Source organism: Bradyrhizobium sp. USDA 10063, from assembly GCF_054063735.1.
The window spans coordinates 6,957,904-6,978,193 of sequence record NZ_JBSSGP010000002.1 but is presented as its reverse complement, the minus strand read 5'-3'; the positions used below and the strand labels follow the sequence as shown (position 1 = coordinate 6,978,193).

Sequence of the window (20,290 nt, the reverse complement as noted above, 5' to 3'; positions counted from 1 at the left end):
GGAATCTTAGACCCTCATGGTGAGGAGCGCCGCTTGCGGCGCGTCTCGAGACGATGCTGCGCATCGCTCGGAGAACCATGAGGCCCGCCTCGTCCGCAGCCACCAAACAGCTATATGCGACAGCCCTGCCCCGCAGGAGCGCTAGGCGGCCGCCGCCTGGCCGAGTGCGGAGACGATGTGATCGACGACTTCCTCGACCAGGAGGCGGTCGTCGCCCTCGCCCATCACGCGGATCACCGGCTCGGTGCCGGAGGAGCGGACCAGGAGGCGGCCGTGGCCGTTGAGCCGGTTCTCGCCGTCGACGATGGCCGACTTGACCTCGGCATCATCGAGCGGCTTGCCGCTACGATAACGCACATTCTTCAGGATCTGCGGCAGTGGATCGAAGCGGTGGCAGACTTCCGACACCGGGCGGCGGAGCTTCTGCACCACGGCAAGCACCTGCAGCGCTGCGACGAATCCGTCGCCGGTGGTGGCGTAATCGGAGAGGATGATGTGGCCGGACGGCTCGCCGCCGAGATTGTAGCCGTCTTTCAGCATCCGCTCGAGCACATAGCGGTCGCCGACCGGCGTGCGCACCATCTCGAGCCCAATGCCCTGCAGGAAGCGTTCGAGCCCGAGATTGGACATCACGGTCGTGACGATGCCGGGCTTGGCAAGCCGGCCCTCTTCCTTCCAGCTCTGCGCGATCACGGCGAGCAACTGGTCGCCATCGACCAGGTGACCGCGCTCGTCGACCAGGATCACGCGGTCGGCGTCGCCATCGAGCGCAATGCCGATATCGGCGCGCATCTCGCGCACCTTCTTCGCCAGCGCTTCCGGCGCGGTCGAGCCGCATTCCTTGTTGATGTTGAAACCGTCGGGTTCGACGCCGATCGACACGACGTCGGCGCCAAGCTCCCACAGCGCTTCCGGCACCACCTTGTAGGCCGCGCCATTGGCGCAATCGATCACGACGCGCAGGCCGTCAAGGCTCAATTCGCGCGGCAGCGTCCGCTTGGCGAATTCGATGTAGCGATCATGGACGCCGTCGATGCGGCGGGCGCGGCCGAGGCTCGCGCTCTGTGCGAGCCGGCGCTCGATCGGCTCGTCGAGCAGTTGCTCGATCTGCTTCTCGACGTCGTCGGAAAGCTTGAAGCCCTGCGGGCCGAACAGCTTGATGCCATTGTCCTCGAACAGATTGTGCGAGGCGGAGATCATCACGCCGAGGTCGGCGCGCATCGATTTGGTGAGCATCGCGACCGCCGGCGTCGGCATCGGGCCGAGCAGCAGCACGTCCATGCCGACCGAGGTGAAGCCCGCGACCATGGCATATTCGATCATGTAGCCGGAGAGCCGCGTGTCCTTGCCGATCACCACGCGATGGCGATGATCGCCGCGCTGAAACACCAGGCCGGCGGCCTGCCCCACCTTGAGCGCGAGTTCCGGCGTAATCAGGCCGTTGGCACGGCCACGGATCCCGTCGGTCCCGAAATATTTACGGCTCATATCACCCCCAGCTAGGCCAGGGCTTCTCCAGCAAGTTTGGCGAGAAGCCCGAAACGCCATCGATGCAGGCGTTATAATGCGTCAGCCGCCAAGACGGCTTCAAAATATATGATGAATCATTACCGTCAGCCGATGGCAAGAGTCTAGGTTAATATATTGTAAAATAATGTATAATTCTTAGGGACCGTAGTCCTGGCGGCTGCGGCCCCACCCGATTCTAGCGCTTGCGGAGGATGTGGTGGTCGTCCTTGGAAGGCGCCGGCTGGGTCACATTGACGGGGTCGGAGGCCGGAAAAGTTTCCTCCAATCCCTCCTCCAGCGACTCTTCGAGCGCGCGCTTTTCGCGGTCGGTATCTTTCGGCTTGGGGGTCGATCCGGTCATGGTGGCCTCCTGATGGAGCGAAGTTCGGTGGAATGATTTGGCAGATGATCCAACCATGCTAGATGACGGCGCATTCGCGAAATACAAGACGGGCCGGGAGCGTCCATGAAGCACATCACCTGCATCGAAGATTTGCGCCAGCTACACAAGCGCCGCGTGCCGAAGGCATTTTTCGACTATGCCGACCGCGGCTCCTATACCGAGGACACGCTGCGCGCCAACAGCGAGGATCTTCAGCAGATCAAATTCCGCCAACGCATCCTGGTCGACGTCTCCAAGCGCGACCTCAGGACCACGATCCTGGGCGAGCCGGCCGCGATGCCGCTGATCCTCGCGCCCGTCGGCCTGCTCGGCATGCAGCATGGCGACGGCGAGATCCATGCCTGCCGCGCCGCACAGGCCGCAGGGATTCCGTTCACCCAGAGCACGATGTCGATCTGCTCGATCGAGGACATCGCGGCGGCTGTCGAAAAGCCGTTCTGGTTCCAGCTCTACGTCATGAAGGACCGCGGCTTCATCAAGGCGCTGATCGAGCGCGCGATCGCCGCCAGGTGCAGCGCGCTGGTCCTGACCGTCGATCTGCAGGTGATCGGCCAGCGGCACCAGGACATCAAGAACGGCATGACCGTGCCGCCGGAATGGTCGCTGTCGAAGCTGATCGATTTCGCCACCAAGCCGGCCTGGGTCTCCGGCGTGCTGCGCGGCAAGCGCCGCACCTTCGGCAATCTCGCCGGCCATCTCAAGGTCGACCAGGACATCACCTCGCTGTCGACCTGGATCAATTCGCAGTTCGACACCTCGCTGAACTGGAAGGATATCGACTGGATCCGCAGCATCTGGCCAGGCAAGCTGGTCCTCAAGGGGATCCTCGACGTCGAGGATGCGGAGATCGCGGCCAAGACCGGGGCGCAGGCGATCGTGGTCTCCAACCATGGCGGCCGCCAGCTCGACGGCGCGCCCTCCTCGATCGAGGTGCTGCCGGAGATCGTGGACGCCGTCGGCTCGCAGGTCGAAGTCATGTTCGACGGCGGCATCCGCACCGGCATGGACGTGATGCGCGCGCTCGCGCTCGGCGCGAAGTCCTGCATGATCGGCCGCGCCTATGCCTACGGTCTCGGCGCCGGCGGACAGGCTGGCGTTGCGGAAGCGATCAACGTGCTGGCGAAGGAACTGCTCACGACCATGGGCCTGTGCGGCGTCAACACGATCGCCGAGATCGACGACAAGGTGCTCGCGGTTTGATCACCGTCGCTGCACCTTGCTAGCTGTCGTCCCGGGCTTGACCCGGGACCCATAGCCACAGGCGGGGGGTGCTCTGCCGCAACCACTTGCTCACGCCATAACACCTCCCTGTGGTTATGGGTCCCCGCTTTCCGCGGGGACGACTCGTGAAGGGATCGGGCTTAACAGCTTAGAGGGAATGCGCGCATCAACGCACACTTACATCGGCGGCGTGATGCCGTCGCGGCCGACGCTGATGCGGTTGGTCTCCAGAGAGCCGTCGGGCGACTTTTTCGTGAACGCGATGATCTTGGCGCCCGCCTTGAGCTCGGACTTGTCGCCGGGAACATAGGTCACGACCGGCGTGTCAGGGGAGACCAGCACTTTCTTCTCGCCGTCCTTGTATTTGACCAGCAGCGTGTGGCCGTCATTGCTGACCACGGATTGCTCGACCGTGGCATTGGTCATGCTGCTGTTGGGGCGCGTGTCCCAGGGCCGCGAGCCCTCGCCGGTGCCGCGCATGTCTTCCGGGAAGACGTGGACTTCCACCGCTTTCGGCGTGCCGTCGGAACCCGGTACGGTGGTGGCGCCGATGAAGGAACCGACCTTGATGTCGGATAGCGCGATCTTGACGATGCCGGCGACGCGCGCATCGCCCGTCAGATGCAGCTTGACCTCCTCACCGCTGCGCGACTTGACCTCGATCGTGTCGCCATGGACGCTTTCGATGGTGCCGCGCACCCGCGAGGGCACCGGCGGCTGCTGCGCGATCGCATAGAGGGTCGATGCCGCAACCATGGCGGCGGCAAATAGCGGGCGGATGAGGGTGGAACGGTAGGGGGGCATCGCGGGACTCCGGGTGGATCACCTGTGCAGAGACCCCGCTCTTGCGGCGATATTTCGCCGCCTCAAGCCTTTGTGAGATCGTCCTCGACCAGCGCCCGCAGTTCCGGCGTCACTTGCGGGCGCCGGCCGAACCACAGTTCGAAGCCGCGCACCGCCTGGTGCAGGAGCATGCCGAGCCCGTCGGCCGTCTTCAATCCGCGCGCCTCGGCGGCCGCAAGCAGCGGCGTCTTCAAGGGAACATAGACGAGGTCGGCGACAACGGCATTCTGTGGCAACAAGCCGACGTCGAGCGCGAGCGCCGGCTGGCCATGCATGCCGAGCGAGGTGGTGTTCACGAGCAGCCCCGCGCGCGGCAACAGATCGGCGAGCGCATCCCAGTTCGCCGGCTCGACACGCGCACCGAATTGATCGGCAAGCGCGCGGGCGCGCTCGCCGCTGCGGTTGACGAGATGAATGCGCTTTATGCCGCGATCGAGCAAGCCGAACACCACGGCGCGCGCCGAGCCGCCGGCGCCCAGCACCAGCGCGTCGGTCGCCTGGTCCCAACCGGGCGCGGAGGCGTCGAGATTGTTGATGAAGCCTTCGACGTCGGTGTTGGTCGAGCGCAGCTCGCTGCCTTCGTACCACAGCGTGTTGGCGGCGCCGACCGCGCGGGCGCGCTCATCCGGCACCGACAGCGCCAGCGCGCGCTCCTTGTGCGGGATCGTGACATTGGCGCCGACGAAGCCGTGGGACGCGAGATGCAGCACGAACTCGGCAAAGCCCTCCGGCGGGATCGCCTCGATGTTGTAGCCGCCCGCGATGCCGAGCTTCCTCAGCCAGTAGTGATGGATCAGCGGCGAGCGCGAATGCGCGGCCGGCCATCCGATCAGGCATGCCGCGCGGGCTTTGGTCGGTTCGGTCATTTCAGTCCAATCGGACAAGCCGTGAGGACTGTCAATCCTCACTTATCCCGCACCGCGACGATCGCGGTCAGCACAACCGCGGCTCCCGCCGCGAACCAGACCGCCGAAAGATTGAAGTGGAGATAAGCGAGTGCGCCGACGGTCGACCCCGAAACCAACGCCGCCCACAGCAGGAGGTTCGGCAGCCAGTCCCAGCGCGCACCACCGCTCAGCGCGGCACCGAGGAGCTGGCCGGCCTTGACCAGCGCGCCCGTGACATAGGTGAGGCCGAGCGCGGAGCCGCCGCCAACCTCGAACACGGCGTTCTCCAGTCCCATCGCGAACACGATCGCCGCGACCGCGACAACAGGCCAGCCGAACGCATAGGCCAGCCCAGCGCCGATGAGCAGCAGGCTTTCCGTCAGCAATAGCCAGGTCTGGCGACGGCCGCCGCGACCAAGCGCGATCAGGCTGCCGGCGGCCGCGCCGAACACGAATGTCACGATGATGCCGATGGTTTGCGCCGCCGCGAACCAGTTCGCCTCGGTGAGGTTGACACCGAGCCGCGTCGAGTTGCCGCTCATGAAGGAGACGAACAGGCCGCCGAGGTGCAGATAACCGATGCCGTCGAGATAACCGGCCAGCGCGCTGAGCGCGCAGGCCAGCGTCATGTTGCGGCGCGAGTCAAGCATGCATCACGCCGTCCACTCGTAGACCTCTTTCTCGTACGCTTCGGTAAAGCCGGCGCGCCGCAGATTGCGGTACGAATGTTCCAGCATGTACATGGTCTCGGAGACCTGGACCCTGCAGCCCATCTGCTCGGCGCGTTCGACCCGCTTTGCAATCAGCGCCTGCTGCGCGCCACGCTTGCGATGGCTTTCGGCGGTGGTCGCGGCCAGGAGATAGCCGATGTCCTCGAACAGGCAGAGTGCGGCGATCGCCACGGGCTGATTGCCGTCGAACGCCATGTAATGAACGAAGCCCTTGCGGCCGGCCGAGCGCGCATATTCCGGCCACATCGTATCGCCGAGCTGGTCGCGCGCGGCGTCGATCTCGTCGGTGGTCACCTCGCGGATGGCAAGATCGGTCCTGAAATGAAGCGGCGAATACGCCGTGCGCCACAACGTCGGATAGCCGGTGCGGCGCGCGCGCGACAGGCCGCACGCCTCGAGCCGCGCCCGCATCACGTCCATGTCGGGACCGGGACTGAGCCAGACAAAGAAGCGTTTCACGCCCTCGGCCGTGAACAGATCGATGAAGCGCGCCACCGCATCATCCGTCATGGCGGGATCGGTCCCGCAGAGATAGACGCGATTGAGATTGGCGGATGGAAACGGCGCCTGGCGTTCGGGATCGATGGTTACGTAACAGTGACCGAACGGCGGACCGTCGAACTGTCGGCGCACGAGGCGATAGGGCTGACAGCGGCCGTCCAGCCATTGCATCAGCCGCCGCATTTTCAAGGAGAGATCGACAACGTCCATGGCGATGCGGGGATCATGACCCTCGATCCGGGGCCATGATCCTAGCAACACTTATGCCGCCACGCGATGCGCCGCAATAATTTGATCGGCGGCGCGGCCGGTTACCTCCGCCATGCGGTCGAACTGCCGGGTGAAACTGCCGGCGCCGGCGGTCGCGGAGCGGAGTTCCACGATCAGGTCGCCGATTTCGGCTTCCGGCATGGTGGCGCGGACGCAGTCCCAGCCGGTCCAGCCCTCGCGGGTGTCGAAACCGAGGATCTGGCCCCGCCGCGCCGACAGGATGGCGTTGATCTTGGCGGTGGCGTCCGTCGGACAGACGATTTCGACCATGTGTATCGGTTCCAACAGCACTGGCTGGCAGTTCGGCAGTGCCTCGCTGACGCCGATCCGCGCCGCAGTGCGGAACGCGAGATCCGAGGAATCGACGCTGTGATAGGAACCATCGGTCAGGCGCACATGGACGTCGACCACGGGAAAGCCGAGCGGCCCCTTTTGCAGGCCGTCCACCACCCCCTCCTCCACCGCGCCGATATAGTTCCGCGGCACCGCGCCGCCGACCACGGTTTCGTCGAAGGTGAAGCCGGTGCCGCGCGGCTGGGGCGTTATCTCCAGCACCACGTCGCCGAACTGGCCGTGGCCGCCGGACTGCTTCTTGTGCCGGCCGCGCTGGGTGATCGGTTTCCGGATGGTCTCCTGATAGCCGATCGCAGGCGCCTGCGATTTGACGTTGACGCCGAAGCGGTCGCGCAGCCGTTCCACCGCGACGCGCAGGTGCATCTCGCCCTGCCCCCACAGCACGGTGTCATGCGTGCGCTGGTTCTGGATCTGGGTCAGCGACGGATCCTCTTCGTTCAGCCGAAGCAGCGCCTGCCCGAGCTTGACGTCGTCCTTGCGGTCGGTGGCCGCAAGCGACATCGCAAGCACCGGCGACGTCGGCTCGACCTTCACCAGCGAAGGCGGCGCGGTCTTGCCGCTCGCGACGGTGTCGCCGGTCTTGATCGCATCGAGCTTGCCGAGCGCAACCGTATCGCCGGCTTCCGCGGAGGCGCGCTTGGTGTCGAACGCGCCGTTCGCGGAGAGGATGCCCGAAACACGGCCGGTCTCGCCGGACGAGGAGGTCAGTGTCGCGCCGTCGTCGAGATGGCCACCGAGCAGACGCGCCAGCGAGAGTTTGCCGCCGTGCTGCAGATGCACGGTCTTGAACACATAGGCGAGCGCATCCTTCGAGTCGGGCGCGCCGAGGCGCTTTGCGGTCTCGGCAATGCCAGGCGCTTCATGGCGCAGCGCCTTCATCAGGCGCAGCACGCCGTTCTCGCGCAGCGCCGAGCCGAGCAGCACCGGACAGATCACGCCGTCGCGCAGTTCGCGGGCGAGATCGTCGAACACGGCGTCGCGCGGCGGCTGGATGTCCTCGAGCAACTGCTCCATCAGCGCGTCGTCATGGTCGGCGAGCTTCTCCAGCATCGAGAAGCGCGCTTCCTTCTCGCGATCGAGATTGCCGCCTTCGAGCGCGACCACCTCCGACGGCTTGTGCTCGCGATAGACGAAGGCGCGTTCCAGCGCCAGATCGACGAAACCCTCGATCAGGTCGCCGTTCCAGATCGGAATTTGCCTGAGCACCAGCGGCACGCGCGAGGCCGGCTGCAGCGTGGCGAGCGTCTCGCGGACGCGCTTGTTGGCGCGATCGATCTTGTTCAGGAACAGGAAACGGGGAATGGCGAGCTCTTCCAGTTCGCGCAGGATGAGCTGCAACTGCGGCAGCTTCTTCTCGTCGGCCTCGCAGACCACGACCGCAGCATCGACGGCGGGAAGCGCCATGCGCATGTCATGCGCGAATTCGACCGAACCGGGACAATCGAGAAAGGTGTAGCTGTCGCCCATGAAGGTGGTGGTGGCGGCGGTAAGCCCGACACTCATCTTGTGGTGACGCGCCTCGGTACTGGCGTCGCCAACGGAAGTTCCGGCATCGACACTGCCGGCTGTGCGGATCGCACCCGTCCGCGCCAGGATCGCTTCTAGAAGTGTGGTCTTACCGCTCTGGAAAGGGCCCACTAGTGCAATACACCGTGGACCTCGGGGACTTCTGACGTCTTGTCCCATATTGCCGTCTCCTCGTCTGGAGCTCGGCCCTTGATTGGGTCGGCAATCGTCGATGCTCCGCCCGTCGCGCGCGTTTGGCAAGCGGGAAAACGTCGCTGCGTTGCGATGTAATGTAATGAAGCAGGCACACGTCATTGCGAGTGGAGCGAAGCAATGACGGGAGAGTTGTAGGGTGGGCAAAGCGAAGCGTGCCCACCTTGTCTTGCACCGAATGTGGATGGTGGGCACGCTTCGCTTTGCCCACCCTACGGGACCAGCATCAGCGCCCTGGCCGGAGTTCCAGGCTTGCGAGTCCCGCGGCGACATTGAGGCCGACCTGGCCCTGCAGGCTCAGCGGCTGCAGCGCGATCGAATTGTTGGAGCCGCCGACCAGCACATTGCCGCCGACACCGACGCCGAGCGTCGCGCTGCCCTGCGCGCCCGCATAATTGCCGGCGAGGTCACCGGGCCCGATCCGCGAGACCGGCGCGTAGACGCCCCAGGCGAGCGCGGTCTGCTCGGTGATGCCGATATCGAGGCCGACCTTCTGGATGGTCGCGATGTAGCGGTCCTCCGGCACGCCCTCGGCGCGCAACACGCAGCCAAGATGAGTGACCGACCCCACGATGAAACCGACGCTGGCGCCGCCGCGGCATTCCAGAACGCCGACCCGCACGCGCTCTGGCTGTTGTGCGTTGGCGCCGGCGATGACTGATGCGAGCATGGCGATGGTCGTGCCCGCGCGAAGGACGAAGCGACGCATGAAGATATCTCCGGCTGAAAAGATGTGACGTGAGTAGCGACGAAGGACCGCGCCTGCCCCCGGCGCATGCTCGTCTATGCCACAAGCTTCAAGGCAGTACCAGATTGGCCGTGCCAGCAACCCGCGCGGTTGCGAGGTTATCAACTTCGCCGCGGAGCGGCTCTTAGAGTCACCTCTCCCGCTTGCGGGAGAGGTCGGCGAGTGAGCGCCGGGTGAGGGCTCTCTCCACACGAAGAGTCCCGTCGTGGAGAGAGCCCTCTCCCCGACCCTCTCCCGCAAGCGGGAGAGGGAGCGCAGCGTTCATCGCGGCTGCAATTCGACCTGATCGGAGATACTCTCCAAAAGAAAAGGCCCGCTCGCGCGGGCCTCTCATTCTCGCTCGACCGATTTGACTAGCGCAGATTGCCGCAAAAGCGCTGGATGCGCTTGCAGGCATCCTCGAGATCCGAGGTCTTGGTGGCGTAGGAGATGCGGAACGCCGGGCCGAGGCCGAAGGCGGAACCGTGCACCACCGCGACGCCCTCGCTCTCCAGGAGCTCGGTGACGAAGTCCTCATCGTTCTCGAGCACCTTGCCGCTCGGCGATGTCTTACCGATCGTGCCGGCGCAGGACGGATAGACGTAGAACGCGCCTTCCGGCCGCGGACAGTCGATACCAGCCGCCTGGTTCAGCATCGAAACCACCAGGTCGCGCCGCTCCTTGAACACCTTGTTGTTCACCGGAATGAAGTCCTGCGGACCGTTGAGCGCTTCGACGGCGGCCCACTGCGAGATCGACGACGGGTTCGAGGTCGACTGCGACTGGATCGTCGCCATCGCCTTGATGAGCTGCGCAGGCCCGCCGGCATAGCCGATGCGCCAGCCGGTCATGCAATAGGCTTTGGAGACACCGTTCACCGTCAGCGTGCGGTCGTAGAGTTTCGGCTCGATCTGCGCCGGCGTGGTGGAAGAGGAAGTCGTCATAGACGAGGTGCTCGTACATGTCGTCGGTCATCACCCAGACGTGCGGATGCTTCACCAGCACATCGGTGATCGCCTTGAGTTCGACGCGCGTATAGGCCGCGCCGGTCGGGTTCGACGGCGAGTTGAGGATGATCCATTTGGTCTTCGGCGTGATCGCCTTTTCCAGATCTTCTGCGCTGAGCTTGAAGCCGCGCTCGGCCGTGCACACCACCGGCACGGATTCGCCGCCGGCGAGCGCGACCATCTCCGGATAGCTCACCCAATAGGGCGCGGGAATGATCACCTCGTCGCCCGGATTGATGGTCGCCATCAGCGCGTTGTAGAGCACCTGCTTGCCGCCGGTGCCGACGATCACCTGGTTCGGCTTGTAGGTGAGGCCGTTCTCGCGCTGGAACTTGGCGATGATCGCCTCCTTCAGCTCGGGAATACCGCCGACATCGGTGTACTTGGTCTTGCCGGCCTCGATCGCATGGATTGCCGCCAGCTTGATGTTGGCCGGCGTATCGAAATCCGGCTCGCCGGCGCCGAGGCCAATGACGTTGCGGCCTGCCGCTTTCAGCGCGCGTGCTTTATCCGTGACCGCGATCGTCGCGGACGGCTTCACACGGTCAAGCGCAGCGGACAGAAAGGACATCATCGTCTCCGGATTGTGTTGGGAAAAGCGCAACAGCAGCGCAACGCTGTTTCTAGGACTGTTGCGGTGCAGCGGCAAGCGAAAAGCAGGGTTTCCTCGGCACTTTTGCCGCAGCTTCGCTTCGCTCGTCCTCGATCGGGTCCGAGGGATCGTGCCGCGATCACCAGATAGCAGAGGCGTGATCCTCTGCTACCCGATGGAATCATTCTGCACGCGTGCGGTGCGGGAGCGGTTTTCGACTTTTTCCATCCCGCAGGTCTTGCGACGCACCCCCATCGGCATCATTGTGGGGTGGCGTTTGCGGCACTACCTGCGGTTAACGCTTCGATTGGGTGAACTCGGGAAGATGTACAAGCTCTATTCGATGCAGCGCTCCGGCAACAGCTACAAGGTTCGCCTTGCGCTGGCACTGCTGAATACGCCCTATGAGGCGATCGAGGTCGACATCCTGCGCGGCGAGAGTCGCACCCCCGAGTTTCTGGCGAAGAATCCGAGCGGCCAGGTGCCGCTGCTCGAAGTCGAGCAAGGACGCTATCTCGCCGAATCCAACGCCATCCTCTGGTATGTCGCCGGCGGCACGCCGCTCGCGCCGGAGTCGGAGATCGAGCGGGCCGAGGCGCTGCAGTGGATGTTCTTCGAGCAGCATGCGCTGGAGCCGAACATCGGCGCGGCCTATTTCTGGCTATCGTTGGTGAAGGGCGGCCGCGACCTCCAGACGCACGCGCTGGAGGATTGGATGGAGCGGGGCTATGCCGCGCTGCAGGTGATGGAAAACCATCTCAAGATCGCGCGCTTCTTCGCCGCCGACCAGCTCACGGTCGCCGACATCGCGCTCTACGGCTACACCCACCTTGCCGACCGCTGCGATTTCGACCTCACCACTTTTCCGGCGATCCGCGCCTGGCTCAGGCGGGTCGAACAGGTCCCCGGCTTCGTCGCGATGGACTGGCGGCAGGAGGCCGAGATCGACGACACCCCGGGCATCGCCGCCGCAGGGGCCTGAATAGCGGGAATTGCGGGTATAGCCCGTAAAATTACGGGCAAAACCGCCCGCGATGCCGTGGTTTTGCCATTTTCCGCACGATCGCCGCCGCAATATTGCCGGCGACGATTGCGAATCCTCCGGCCAGACAACGTGGGTGATTCGCCCGCGCATGCGAGGATTTGGGCCATGACATGGTCGCCCGGCACGGCCGGCTTCGAGAGCCGCACCGCGCCAGCAATCCCGTTTCGACTGGCGAGCGGGACCGCCACCTCGGTCACGATCGGCACGTTGTCGCTGTGTGTTGTGATCACGCTGACAATGCTGTCGATCAAGGTCGCGATGGCGATGCCGCTTTCGACCTGATCCGGTGGTTTCCTTTTTTAGAATCGTCACCAACGCAAGGCGCGATGACTGATATCGCGACCAGAGCATGTTGAAGACACCTGTCGGACTGGTAGCGGTTGGACTGACGGTTGCGATCCTGCTCGCGGCCTCGCTCCTGATCGTCACGAGCACCCATGGCGAGGACCGCGCACCCGCGGTGCACGTCCTCGCCCCCGCGACGAAGAAATAGCGTGCGCAGCTTGCGCCGCTGCGCTCCTTCCCCCTGAAAGGGGGAAGGTTGGGATGGGGGTCTGCCGCGGGCACAGGTGCGTGTGGAGAGAGTTGATCCCCACCCGGTTTGCGCCTGCGCGCAAACCGACCTCCCCTTTTCAAGGGGAGGTGAAGGGAGCGCAGATCACCACAATCACGTGAACTTGTGGAAGATCAGGAACGCGCCGGCGGCGATCAGCGCAAAGCCGAGCGCGTGGTTCCAGGCGAGCGGCTCCTTGAGATAGAGCGCGGAAAAGCCCGCGAACACGACCAGCGTGATCACCTCCTGCATGGTCTTGAGCTGCGCCGCCGAATAGACCGCGCTGCCCCAGCGGTTGGCCGGCACGGCAAGCCAATACTCAAAGAACGCGATGCCCCAGCTTGCGATGACCACCACCGGCAGCGGGCTCTGCTTGAACTTCAAATGCCCGTACCAGGCGAAGGTCATGAAGACATTGGAAGCAAACAGCATCAGGATCGGCAGGATCTTGGGAGCAATGGTGGGCATCGGTATCCTCTAGCAATGGTCCGCTGCAGCATGACGAGCATGATCTTCTCGAGCGATCCATGCCACGGAACTGGTTTCAGGTAGTTCGCATAGCATTTGATTCCAACAATGCGAAAGTTTTGGCCGTGTGATCAAACGCGTCTTAAGCGTGACGCGCAAAATCCCGCCGCGAGCGAAATCCGTCGTCAAACTGTGCGCCTATCCTCGGTTGTAACGAGGCGCAAGCATGCAGCTCAACTGGCACGCGATCCTGGGCCCTGCCCTCACGGCGGCGACGGCACTGACCGCCTTCGCCATCGATCGTCATGTCGCCGCCGTGCCCAATCCGGCGCCACTATTCGTTTGCATCGTCGCGCTCGCGAGCTCCATCAGCGGCATCGCCTCGGGCCTTCTGAGCGCAGCCATTGCCGTGGCGGGTTCGGCGATCTTCTTCCTCAACCATCGCGCGACGCCAGGCTACGACTTGTCGGATCTGGCGCGGATGGCCATGCTGGCGGCGACCGCCGTCGTCACCGCCGTCATCACCGGGCTGCTCAGGCGAAAATGGGTCGAGGCCTTCGCCTGGGAGCAGACGCATCATGCCACCGCGGAGCGCTTGAGGGCCGCGTTCGATCAGGTCGACATCGGCATCGTGCTCCTGGATTCGGATACGCGGGCGGAGTTCATCAATCGTGCCTTCCGCGATTATTTCGCGCTTTCGGATGAACAGGCGGAGAGCAGGCCGCCGTTCATCGCGCTGATGTATCACGGCCGCGACACCGGCGCCTATGAACTGCCGAAGCACGAATTGAACGACTTCATCGCACGGCGCATCGAATTGATGCGGATCGGCGATTCCACCCCGATCAACATCAACCTCGCCGACGGCCAGGTGCTGCGCTTTAGCTGCACCGCGCTGCCCGATGGCGGCCGCATGCTGAGCTACACGCCGGTGACCGACCTGGTGCGCCGCACCGACGATCCGAAGAAGGCCGACTATTATCGCTCCCTGCGCGGCATCGGCCACGCACTTGATCGCGGGCTTGGCTCGCCGTTGCGCGCCGCCGAATAGGACCGATTGATCCGCGTCCACGGTGCCGATAAAAACCACGGGCACCATGCTGCTATCGGCAGCGTCATCTCTCGATTCATGACGGCTTCCCTCATGTCCGACGACGTCATCATCCGCTTTGTCACCCGGCAGGACTACGAGCAGTGGCTGCCGCTATGGGACGGCTACAACGCGTTCTACGGCCGTTCGGGCGCAACCGCGCTGGCACCTGACATCACGCGCATGACCTGGTCGCGCTTCTTCGATGCTTATGAACCAGTGCATGCGCTGGTCGCCGAACGGAGCGGCGCGCTGCTCGGCCTCACGCATTACCTGTTTCATCGCTCGACCACGGCGATCGAGCCGGTCTGTTACTTACAGGATCTGTTCACCAGCGAGGCGGCGCGCGGCAAAGGCATCGGCGGGGCGCTCATCACCGGTGTCTATGAGCAGGCGAGGCGCGCCGGCGCTGCGCGTGTTTATTGGCTGACGCACGAGACCAACCACACCGCGATGCAGCTCTACGACAAAGTCGCCGACAAACCCGGCTTTGTCGTCTATCGCAAGCTGTTCTGATCGGTCCTCGCGCGGAGCTGTCGGCCGCGCGGCCGGCTGTGGATAACTTGCCTGTCACCGGGGCGTAATAAAGCACGGCTAGGCTTTCCCGTGCGTTTGATCAGGCCCCCCGTCTCAGATCACACGCCCCCCGAGCGGTCCCCGTCAGTCGCCGCGTCTGACCGGGGCCGCTTTTTTTGTGCGGCATCCGCTCATGGCTGCACTGCAGCCGGCGATGGCGTGCAAGCCGGCCGCCGCCTTGCGAGGTCCTGGCGTGCGGGCCACAATGCATTCTCTTTCCTCAAATTTTTGGATCGCTCCATGCAAATTCGCAATCTCGGCGGCTCGGGCCTGCGCGTTTCCGCCGTCGGCCTCGGCTGCAACAATTTCGGCCAGCGCACCGACCTCGAAACCTCGCGCCAGGTGATCCACCGTGCGCTCGACCTCGGCATCACTCTGTTCGACACCGCCGACATCTATGCCGGGATGGGCGGCTCGGAGACTGTGCTCGGCACCGTGCTCGGCGACCGGCGCAAGGACATCGTGCTGGCGACAAAATATTCCAAGCCGATGGCGACCGACGGCACCAAGCAGGGCGCCTCGCGGCGCTACATCATGTCGGCGGTCGAAGCCAGCTTGAAGCGGTTGAAGACCGACTACATCGATCTGTACCAGCAGCACGATTACGACCCGCTGACCCCGATCGATGAAACCCTGCGCGCGCTCGACGATCTCGTGCGGCAGGGCAAGGTGCGCTACATCGGCAACTCGAATTTCCCGGCCTGGCGCATCGCGGAAGCCGAATATGTCGCGCGCGCGATGAATGTGAGCCGCTTCGTCTCCTGCCAGGACGAATACAGCCTCGTCGTGCGCGACATCGAAAAGGATTTGCTGCCGGCGGCGCAGGAATACAATCTCGGCCTGCTGCCGTTCTTCCCGCTCGCAAGCGGCCTTCTGACCGGCAAATATCAGCGTGGCGCTGCCGCACCCGCCGACACGCGCTTCGGCAAGATGCCGGCGCTGCGCGACCGCTACATCACGCCGCGCAACGAGGACATCGTCGACAAGCTCCAGGCCTTCGCCAAAGAGCGCGGCCATACTTTGCTGGAGCTCGCCTTCTCCTGGCTCGCCGCCCGCCCCCAAGTCTCAAGCGTCATCGCCGGCGCCACGCGCATCGAGCAGGTCGAGCAGAACGTCAAGGCGATCGGCTGGACCTTGAGCGCGGAAGAGCTGGCGCAGATCGACGAGATCACGAACTAGACTCGCTGTCGTCCCGGGCTTGACCCGGGACCCATAACCACAGGAAGGCATTGTGGCGCGCGCAAGTGGTTGCAGCGGAGCACATCATTTAAGCCGGTGGTTATGGGTCCCGGCTCAAGGCCGGGACGACGGCGTGGCTGAAGCCCGCGCCTATACCACCAGCCCCTGCATCGGCTTTGCGGTGCGGCTGTCGGGAAACACGCTCTCCGTCAGCACGCGGTCGGCGAGGCCGAACTGGTCGTGCAGCACGCCTTTCATCACCGCGCGCAAATCGGTGGTCGGCGCAAGGTCGCGTCCCTGATAGAGATTGGCGGGCTTCAAGCCGGGCCAATCCGAGATCACGCGTCCGCCTTTCACCGCGCCGCCGGCGAGCAGCGCGATGGTGCCGGTGCCGTGGTCGGTGCCTTCGGTGCCGTTGATGCGCGCGGTGCGGCCGAATTCGGTCGCGACCACGATCACGGTGTCGCGCCAGCGATCGTCGAGCCCGCTTTCGAATTCCGCCAGCGCGCCGTCGAGGCCGCCGAGCAGTTGCGCAAGACGGCCGACCGGCCCGCCCTCCTTGGCGTGGGTGTCCCAGCCATCGAAGGCGAGCGCGCCGATCCGCGGCCCGTCATCGGCCGCCATCAATTTCGCCGCGCCGCGTGCGACGAGCCGCATCGCACTGATGCCATTGGTGCCGGGCTTCGGCTTCATCTCGTCGCCTTTCGCGACTTTCTCCAGTTGCAAGCCCTGCGTGAGCGCCGAGGCGAGCGCGGGATCGCGATGCTGATAGAGCTCGAGCAGGCGCATCGCGGTGTCGTCATCGGCCTGCGGCAGCGCGGCCGGCGCCCAGCCGACGGTCAGCGCCGCGCCGCGCAGCACCAGCGGCGTCGTCGGGCCGACCGCCAGCGCGCGCGTCACCCGCTCACCTCTCGGCAACGCCTCGAGAGCGCGGTTGAGCCAGCCCGATTGCACCCTGCCCGGACCGGCGAAGCCGCTCTCGAGCACGTCCTGGCCATCGAAATGCGAGCGCTCGCGATAGGAGGTCGCAACCGCATGGATCACGGCGGCCTGCCTGGCGCGATACATCCGCGCGAATTCCGGCATCGCCGGATGCAGGCCGAAGAAGGCGTCGAGCATGACGGCCGCGTTCGGGCCGTCGGGCCGGAGCGCGATCGAGCCATGCAGGCCGGCGTAATCGGGGTCACCGATCGGCGCCACCGTCGCAAGGCCATCCAGCGCGCCGCGCAGGATCACGACCACGAGCCGCGGATCGCGGCCATCCGCTGCGCGCGCGAATTTCGGCACGTAGGCCCAGGCGGCGAATGCGGCGCCGCCGAGCAGCAGAGAGCGGCGCGAGGTGGCCTGCGACCGCAGGCTTTCACAGCATTGCATCGTCACCTCCTCTGGAATTCCGGCGACATCAACAAGAGCGCCAGCGCCTGCTGGCGCGATTCCGCGCGCTCTATCGTGCGGCGCGTATCCGGCGAAGCGGCGTCCGCAGCGACCAGCTCGAGCAATTCGCGCGGATCGACGCCATCGCCAAGACGCGAGGCGATCTGCGCCGAGATATCGAGCCGCAGCTTCATGCCTTCGGGCGCGGCCCATGCAGCACTGGTATCGGGAAATCCGTTGGGGCCGGCGGGCGACCACAGCGGCTGACCGAGGACGTTGAGGCCGCCCAGATAGCGTGACGGATCTTCGGGATTGCGCCCGAGCAGCCGGCCGGAGGCGATCAGGAATTCGTAAGGCGAGCGCATCTTGGTCAGCGGCGCCTGCCACGCCTCGCTTGAATCGACCAGCGTAGTCGCGAGCGCCTTCAGATCGCCGTCGGTCCTTCCGAAGACGTCCTGCAGCCGCGCCACCAGGGCCGGCGGCGGATCGTCGGCCACGAAGTGGCGCGCGAATTTGGTGGCGATGAATTTTGCCGTCGAGGGATGGCGCGCAATGTCGGCGAGCACGGCCTCGCCCTGTGCCACGCCATTCTGCTCGTAGACCTTGCCCATCACGCGCTGCGCGCCGGGCTGATGCGCGTTCGCATTGAACACGAAAGTGCCGGATGGGCCGAGCTGGCCTTGGCGTCCGGCAAAGGTCCACCCCGTAATGACGCGCGCGAGCGAGGTGACGTCGTCCTGCGTATAACCGCCGCCGACGCCGAGGGTGTGCAATTCCATGATCTCGCGGGCGAGATTTTCGTTGAGACCGCGGTTGCGGTTGATGCCGGCGCGCGAGTCCGGACCGAGCGATTGCTGGTTGTCGAGGAAGAACAGCATCGCCGGATGCTGCTCGACCGCCTTCAGCATGTCGGCGAAGCGGCCGAGCACATGCGGCCGGATCGCCTCACGCTCGAACGAGCCGGCCCAGATCCGCGCCAGCCCGCCCTTGCTCGCGGAGATGCAGAAATGGTTCGACCAGAACACGACCAGGCGCTCGACGAAACCGCACTCGGCAAACGTCGCGCGCTGGATACGCGCCAGCGCTTCAGTGCGAAACGTCTTCTGGATGACGTTGGCGGGTTGCGGCGGCTTTGGCGGATTGGGCTGCATCGCATCGGCCTGCGCCATCGGCTCTTTGGCCGTCATGTCCTTTGCGATCGAGGCGCGCGACGGATTGTGGCGCTGCGCTCTCGGTTCCGTTGGCGGCGCTTCCGTCGCTGCGGATTTTGCGGCCACGTCGCGCGCCTGCTGGATCTCGAACTGATAATCGAACAGGGCCTTGCCGAGCACCGGCGTCGAGGACAGCCCGGGCATCTCCAGGAGCGCGGCATTGGCGCGATCGAGTTCGGATTTGACAAAGCCGCGCGGATCGGACGCCGCATTGACGAAATCGCCGGAGGCGCCGCCGCGGGCGCCGAAGCCGAAGCGATTGAGCGCAACAAGGGCTGCTTGCGAATCGCGGGCCATCGGATTTCCCTTCGGGCGTCCTCGGTCTATGATCTTTGTGGCATGATAGCGCGCATCCGGATGAACCCTGGATTAATTCAGCGAAAGGAAAGCGGCCGATGACATGACAAATCGGAAAGAAAGCATCCCGCGTCAGCTTTCCTGCAGACGCTGCGGTACCGCTTTCACCTGCAGCCTGTCGGGCGAATGCTGGTGCGCGGCGGAACCCTACCGCCTGCCGATGCCGGCGCATGATGCCTGCGACTGCCTGTGCCCGGACTGCATGCGCAAGCTCGCGAGGCAGCAAACCGATGCGGCCACAACGTGACAACGCCCTGGGACATCAGCGCCGTGCTGCTCGACATGGACGGAACGCTGCTCGATACCGAGAAGGTCTATTTCGACAGCCTGGTCGCGGCGCTGAACGCGCGTGGCTATACCGACGATGTCGTCGCCCTGTGTCACGCCATGATCGGCCTTCCCGGCCCGGAATGCGAGCTGATGCTGGTGAGGCGCTACGGCGACGATTTCCCGCTCGCCGAGATCAACAAGGCTTTCGCCGCCAACCGGGACGAAATCTTTCGCGCAGGCCTGCCGCTGAAGGCCGGCGCCATCGAGCTGCTCGATGCGCTTCGATCCGCGGACTATCCGATGGCGATCGTGACCTCCTCCTCGCGCCGCTCCGCCGACCAGCACCTCACGCTGGCAGGAATCCGCGCGCGCTTTGACACCGTCCTGACGCGTGACGACGTCACCCACTGCAAGCCGAGCCCGGATCTCTATCTCCTGGCTGCGAAGCGGCTCGGCGTGGAGCCGCAAGCCTGCGTCGCGATCGAGGATTCCAACCATGGCGTGACCGCGGCCCATGCCGCCGGCGCGATCACGCTGATGGTGCCGGACATGATCCCGCCGACCGAGGAAACGCGAGCCAAATGCGCCGCCGTGCTGCCGGACCTCAACGCCGCGCTGGCGATGTTGCGCCAACGCGGCGCGCTGTAGCTACACCTCGAAGCCCGGCGACTTGCGCGCCATGCCGTCGAAGGCGTCGAGCAGGCGCTCGCGCCAGGCGTAGACCGGATCGCTCTCGACAAGCAGCTTGAACGGGCTCACCACGCGCGCCCATTGGAAGCCGCCGAACACGATGTAGTCGGCATAGTTTGGCTTGTCGCCGCCGAGATAGGGCTGCGTCTTCAGCGTCAGCCGCAAGGGATCGAGACTTTTGCGGAAACCCTCGACCGCGCGGTCGCGGGTGGCGGCGACCTCTTCCAGCGGCTTGCCGAACCGCGCCTCGCGCGTCTTGCGGAAATAGGCGACGTCCACGGGCGCGAGATGCGCCGGGATATCGGCGACGATCAGCGGGAAGATGCCACCGATCACGGTGACATCGCCCCACCAGTTCAGCATGCGCCCCATGGCGCGGCCACCCTCGCCGCCGAACAGCGAGGGACGGTCGGGATAGGTATCCTCGAGATAATTGGCGATCGCCCAGGAATCGGCGACGGAAGTGTCGCCGTCGAGCAGCACGGGCACCTTGTCGGACTTGTGCGGGGCGATCGCTTCCTTCTCGGTGAAGCACCACGGGATCGACTCGGCACCGAGCCCCTTATGCGCCAGCGCCATCCGCGTGCGCCAGCAATACGGGCTGAACGGACGGGAGGTATCGGTGCCGACGAGTTCGAACAGTTTCATGGCCATGGGTCGGTCTCGCTGATGTCGGCAGTCAGAGTAGCCGTGGTCGCAACGAGCGCAACCGC

At 64.9% G+C, this 20,290-nt stretch carries 20 protein-coding genes and 1 pseudogene; 8 read left to right on the top strand and 13 right to left on the bottom strand.

Annotation, left to right across the window (positions count from 1 at the left end):
• Positions 1 to 141: 141 nt before the first annotated feature.
• Together glmM and ACVJGD_RS34920 are read right to left on the bottom strand one after the other, a co-directional pair.
• Positions 142 to 1,488 (bottom strand): phosphoglucosamine mutase, encoded by a 1,347-nt coding sequence (gene glmM / locus ACVJGD_RS34925; protein ID WP_456638456.1) that lies wholly within the window; start codon positions 1,486 to 1,488, stop codon positions 142 to 144.
• A gap of 217 nt (positions 1,489 to 1,705) precedes the next feature.
• Positions 1,706 to 1,870, bottom strand: coding sequence for a hypothetical protein (locus ACVJGD_RS34920; RefSeq protein WP_456638455.1), 165 nt, complete (start codon positions 1,868 to 1,870; stop codon positions 1,706 to 1,708).
• A 105-nt stretch (positions 1,871 to 1,975) separates the two neighbouring features.
• On the opposite strand from ACVJGD_RS34920, the gene ACVJGD_RS34915 reads away from it, so the two are divergent.
• Positions 1,976 to 3,112: an alpha-hydroxy acid oxidase gene (locus ACVJGD_RS34915; RefSeq protein ID WP_456638454.1), complete on the top strand. Its 1,137-nt coding sequence runs from the start codon at positions 1,976 to 1,978 to the stop codon at positions 3,110 to 3,112.
• 198 nt (positions 3,113 to 3,310) lie between these two features.
• On the opposite strand, the gene ACVJGD_RS34910 is transcribed toward ACVJGD_RS34915, so the two are convergent.
• From ACVJGD_RS34910 to ACVJGD_RS34880, 7 genes and pseudogenes are all read right to left on the bottom strand, one after another.
• Entirely contained in the window at positions 3,311 to 3,889 is a 579-nt protein-coding gene (locus ACVJGD_RS34910; protein ID WP_456640473.1) for a hypothetical protein, read from the bottom strand.
• A 110-nt stretch (positions 3,890 to 3,999) separates the two neighbouring features.
• Complete coding sequence (locus ACVJGD_RS34905; RefSeq protein WP_456638453.1) at positions 4,000 to 4,842, bottom strand: shikimate dehydrogenase; 843 nt, start codon at positions 4,840 to 4,842, stop codon at positions 4,000 to 4,002.
• A 38-nt stretch (positions 4,843 to 4,880) separates the two neighbouring features.
• The gene (locus ACVJGD_RS34900) at positions 4,881 to 5,513 is read right to left on the bottom strand and encodes a YoaK family protein (protein ID WP_456638452.1); all 633 of its coding nucleotides are present in this window, start codon (positions 5,511 to 5,513) and stop codon (positions 4,881 to 4,883) included.
• 3 nt (positions 5,514 to 5,516) lie between these two features.
• Positions 5,517 to 6,305: a GNAT family N-acetyltransferase gene (locus ACVJGD_RS34895; RefSeq protein WP_456638451.1), complete on the bottom strand. Its 789-nt coding sequence runs from the start codon at positions 6,303 to 6,305 to the stop codon at positions 5,517 to 5,519.
• Between the two features lie 51 nt (positions 6,306 to 6,356).
• On the bottom strand, positions 6,357 to 8,405 hold the full coding sequence (locus ACVJGD_RS34890; protein WP_456638450.1) for an elongation factor G: 2,049 nt from the start codon (positions 8,403 to 8,405) through the stop codon (positions 6,357 to 6,359).
• 259 nt (positions 8,406 to 8,664) lie between these two features.
• The gene (locus tag ACVJGD_RS34885) at positions 8,665 to 9,147 is read right to left on the bottom strand and encodes a DUF992 domain-containing protein (protein ID WP_456638449.1); all 483 of its coding nucleotides are present in this window, start codon (positions 9,145 to 9,147) and stop codon (positions 8,665 to 8,667) included.
• A 392-nt stretch (positions 9,148 to 9,539) separates the two neighbouring features.
• Positions 9,540 to 10,743 (bottom strand): annotated as a pseudogene (locus tag ACVJGD_RS34880) (pyridoxal phosphate-dependent aminotransferase).
• Positions 10,744 to 11,089: 346 nt separating this feature from the next.
• On the opposite strand from ACVJGD_RS34880, the gene ACVJGD_RS34875 reads away from it, so the two are divergent.
• From ACVJGD_RS34875 to ACVJGD_RS34865, 3 genes are all read left to right on the top strand, one after another.
• Positions 11,090 to 11,746, top strand: coding sequence for a glutathione S-transferase family protein (locus ACVJGD_RS34875; RefSeq protein ID WP_456638448.1), 657 nt, complete (start codon positions 11,090 to 11,092; stop codon positions 11,744 to 11,746).
• A gap of 168 nt (positions 11,747 to 11,914) precedes the next feature.
• Positions 11,915 to 12,091, top strand: a complete 177-nt coding sequence (locus ACVJGD_RS34870) for a hypothetical protein (RefSeq protein ID WP_456638447.1) — start codon at positions 11,915 to 11,917, stop codon at positions 12,089 to 12,091.
• A 67-nt stretch (positions 12,092 to 12,158) separates the two neighbouring features.
• Positions 12,159 to 12,302 carry a hypothetical protein gene (locus ACVJGD_RS34865; RefSeq protein ID WP_456638446.1) on the top strand — a complete coding sequence of 48 codons (144 nt, stop codon included), beginning with the start codon at positions 12,159 to 12,161 and terminating at the stop codon, positions 12,300 to 12,302.
• 174 nt (positions 12,303 to 12,476) lie between these two features.
• Here the strand turns inward: ACVJGD_RS34865 and ACVJGD_RS34860 are convergent, their stop codons facing one another.
• A complete protein-coding gene (locus ACVJGD_RS34860; protein ID WP_456638445.1) occupies positions 12,477 to 12,830 on the bottom strand; it encodes a DMT family protein in 354 nt (117 codons plus the stop codon).
• 226 nt (positions 12,831 to 13,056) lie between these two features.
• On the opposite strand from ACVJGD_RS34860, the gene ACVJGD_RS34855 reads away from it, so the two are divergent.
• The 3 genes from ACVJGD_RS34855 to ACVJGD_RS34845 all read left to right on the top strand — a co-directional run bounded on the left by ACVJGD_RS34855 (position 13,057) and on the right by ACVJGD_RS34845 (position 15,675).
• On the top strand, positions 13,057 to 13,881 hold the full coding sequence (locus tag ACVJGD_RS34855) for a PAS-domain containing protein (protein WP_456638444.1): 825 nt from the start codon (positions 13,057 to 13,059) through the stop codon (positions 13,879 to 13,881).
• A 93-nt stretch (positions 13,882 to 13,974) separates the two neighbouring features.
• Positions 13,975 to 14,436: an N-acetyltransferase family protein gene (locus ACVJGD_RS34850; RefSeq protein WP_456638443.1), complete on the top strand. Its 462-nt coding sequence runs from the start codon at positions 13,975 to 13,977 to the stop codon at positions 14,434 to 14,436.
• A gap of 300 nt (positions 14,437 to 14,736) precedes the next feature.
• Positions 14,737 to 15,675, top strand: a complete 939-nt coding sequence (locus tag ACVJGD_RS34845; RefSeq protein WP_456638442.1) for an aldo/keto reductase — start codon at positions 14,737 to 14,739, stop codon at positions 15,673 to 15,675.
• 150 nt (positions 15,676 to 15,825) lie between these two features.
• Here ACVJGD_RS34845 and ACVJGD_RS34840 read toward each other — a convergent pair whose 3' ends face one another.
• Positions 15,826 to 17,049: a DUF1501 domain-containing protein gene (locus ACVJGD_RS34840; RefSeq protein ID WP_456638441.1), complete on the bottom strand. Its 1,224-nt coding sequence runs from the start codon at positions 17,047 to 17,049 to the stop codon at positions 15,826 to 15,828.
• A gap of 2 nt (positions 17,050 to 17,051) precedes the next feature.
• Positions 17,052 to 18,557 (bottom strand): DUF1800 domain-containing protein, encoded by a 1,506-nt coding sequence (locus ACVJGD_RS34835; RefSeq protein WP_456638440.1) that lies wholly within the window; start codon positions 18,555 to 18,557, stop codon positions 17,052 to 17,054.
• A 303-nt stretch (positions 18,558 to 18,860) separates the two neighbouring features.
• Between ACVJGD_RS34835 and ACVJGD_RS34830 the strand changes: the two genes are divergently transcribed.
• Complete coding sequence (locus tag ACVJGD_RS34830) at positions 18,861 to 19,535, top strand: HAD family hydrolase (protein ID WP_456638439.1); 675 nt, start codon at positions 18,861 to 18,863, stop codon at positions 19,533 to 19,535.
• On the opposite strand, the gene ACVJGD_RS34825 is transcribed toward ACVJGD_RS34830, so the two are convergent.
• Positions 19,536 to 20,231, bottom strand: a complete 696-nt coding sequence (locus ACVJGD_RS34825) for a glutathione S-transferase family protein (RefSeq protein WP_456638438.1) — start codon at positions 20,229 to 20,231, stop codon at positions 19,536 to 19,538.
• Positions 20,232 to 20,290 lie beyond the last annotated feature (59 nt).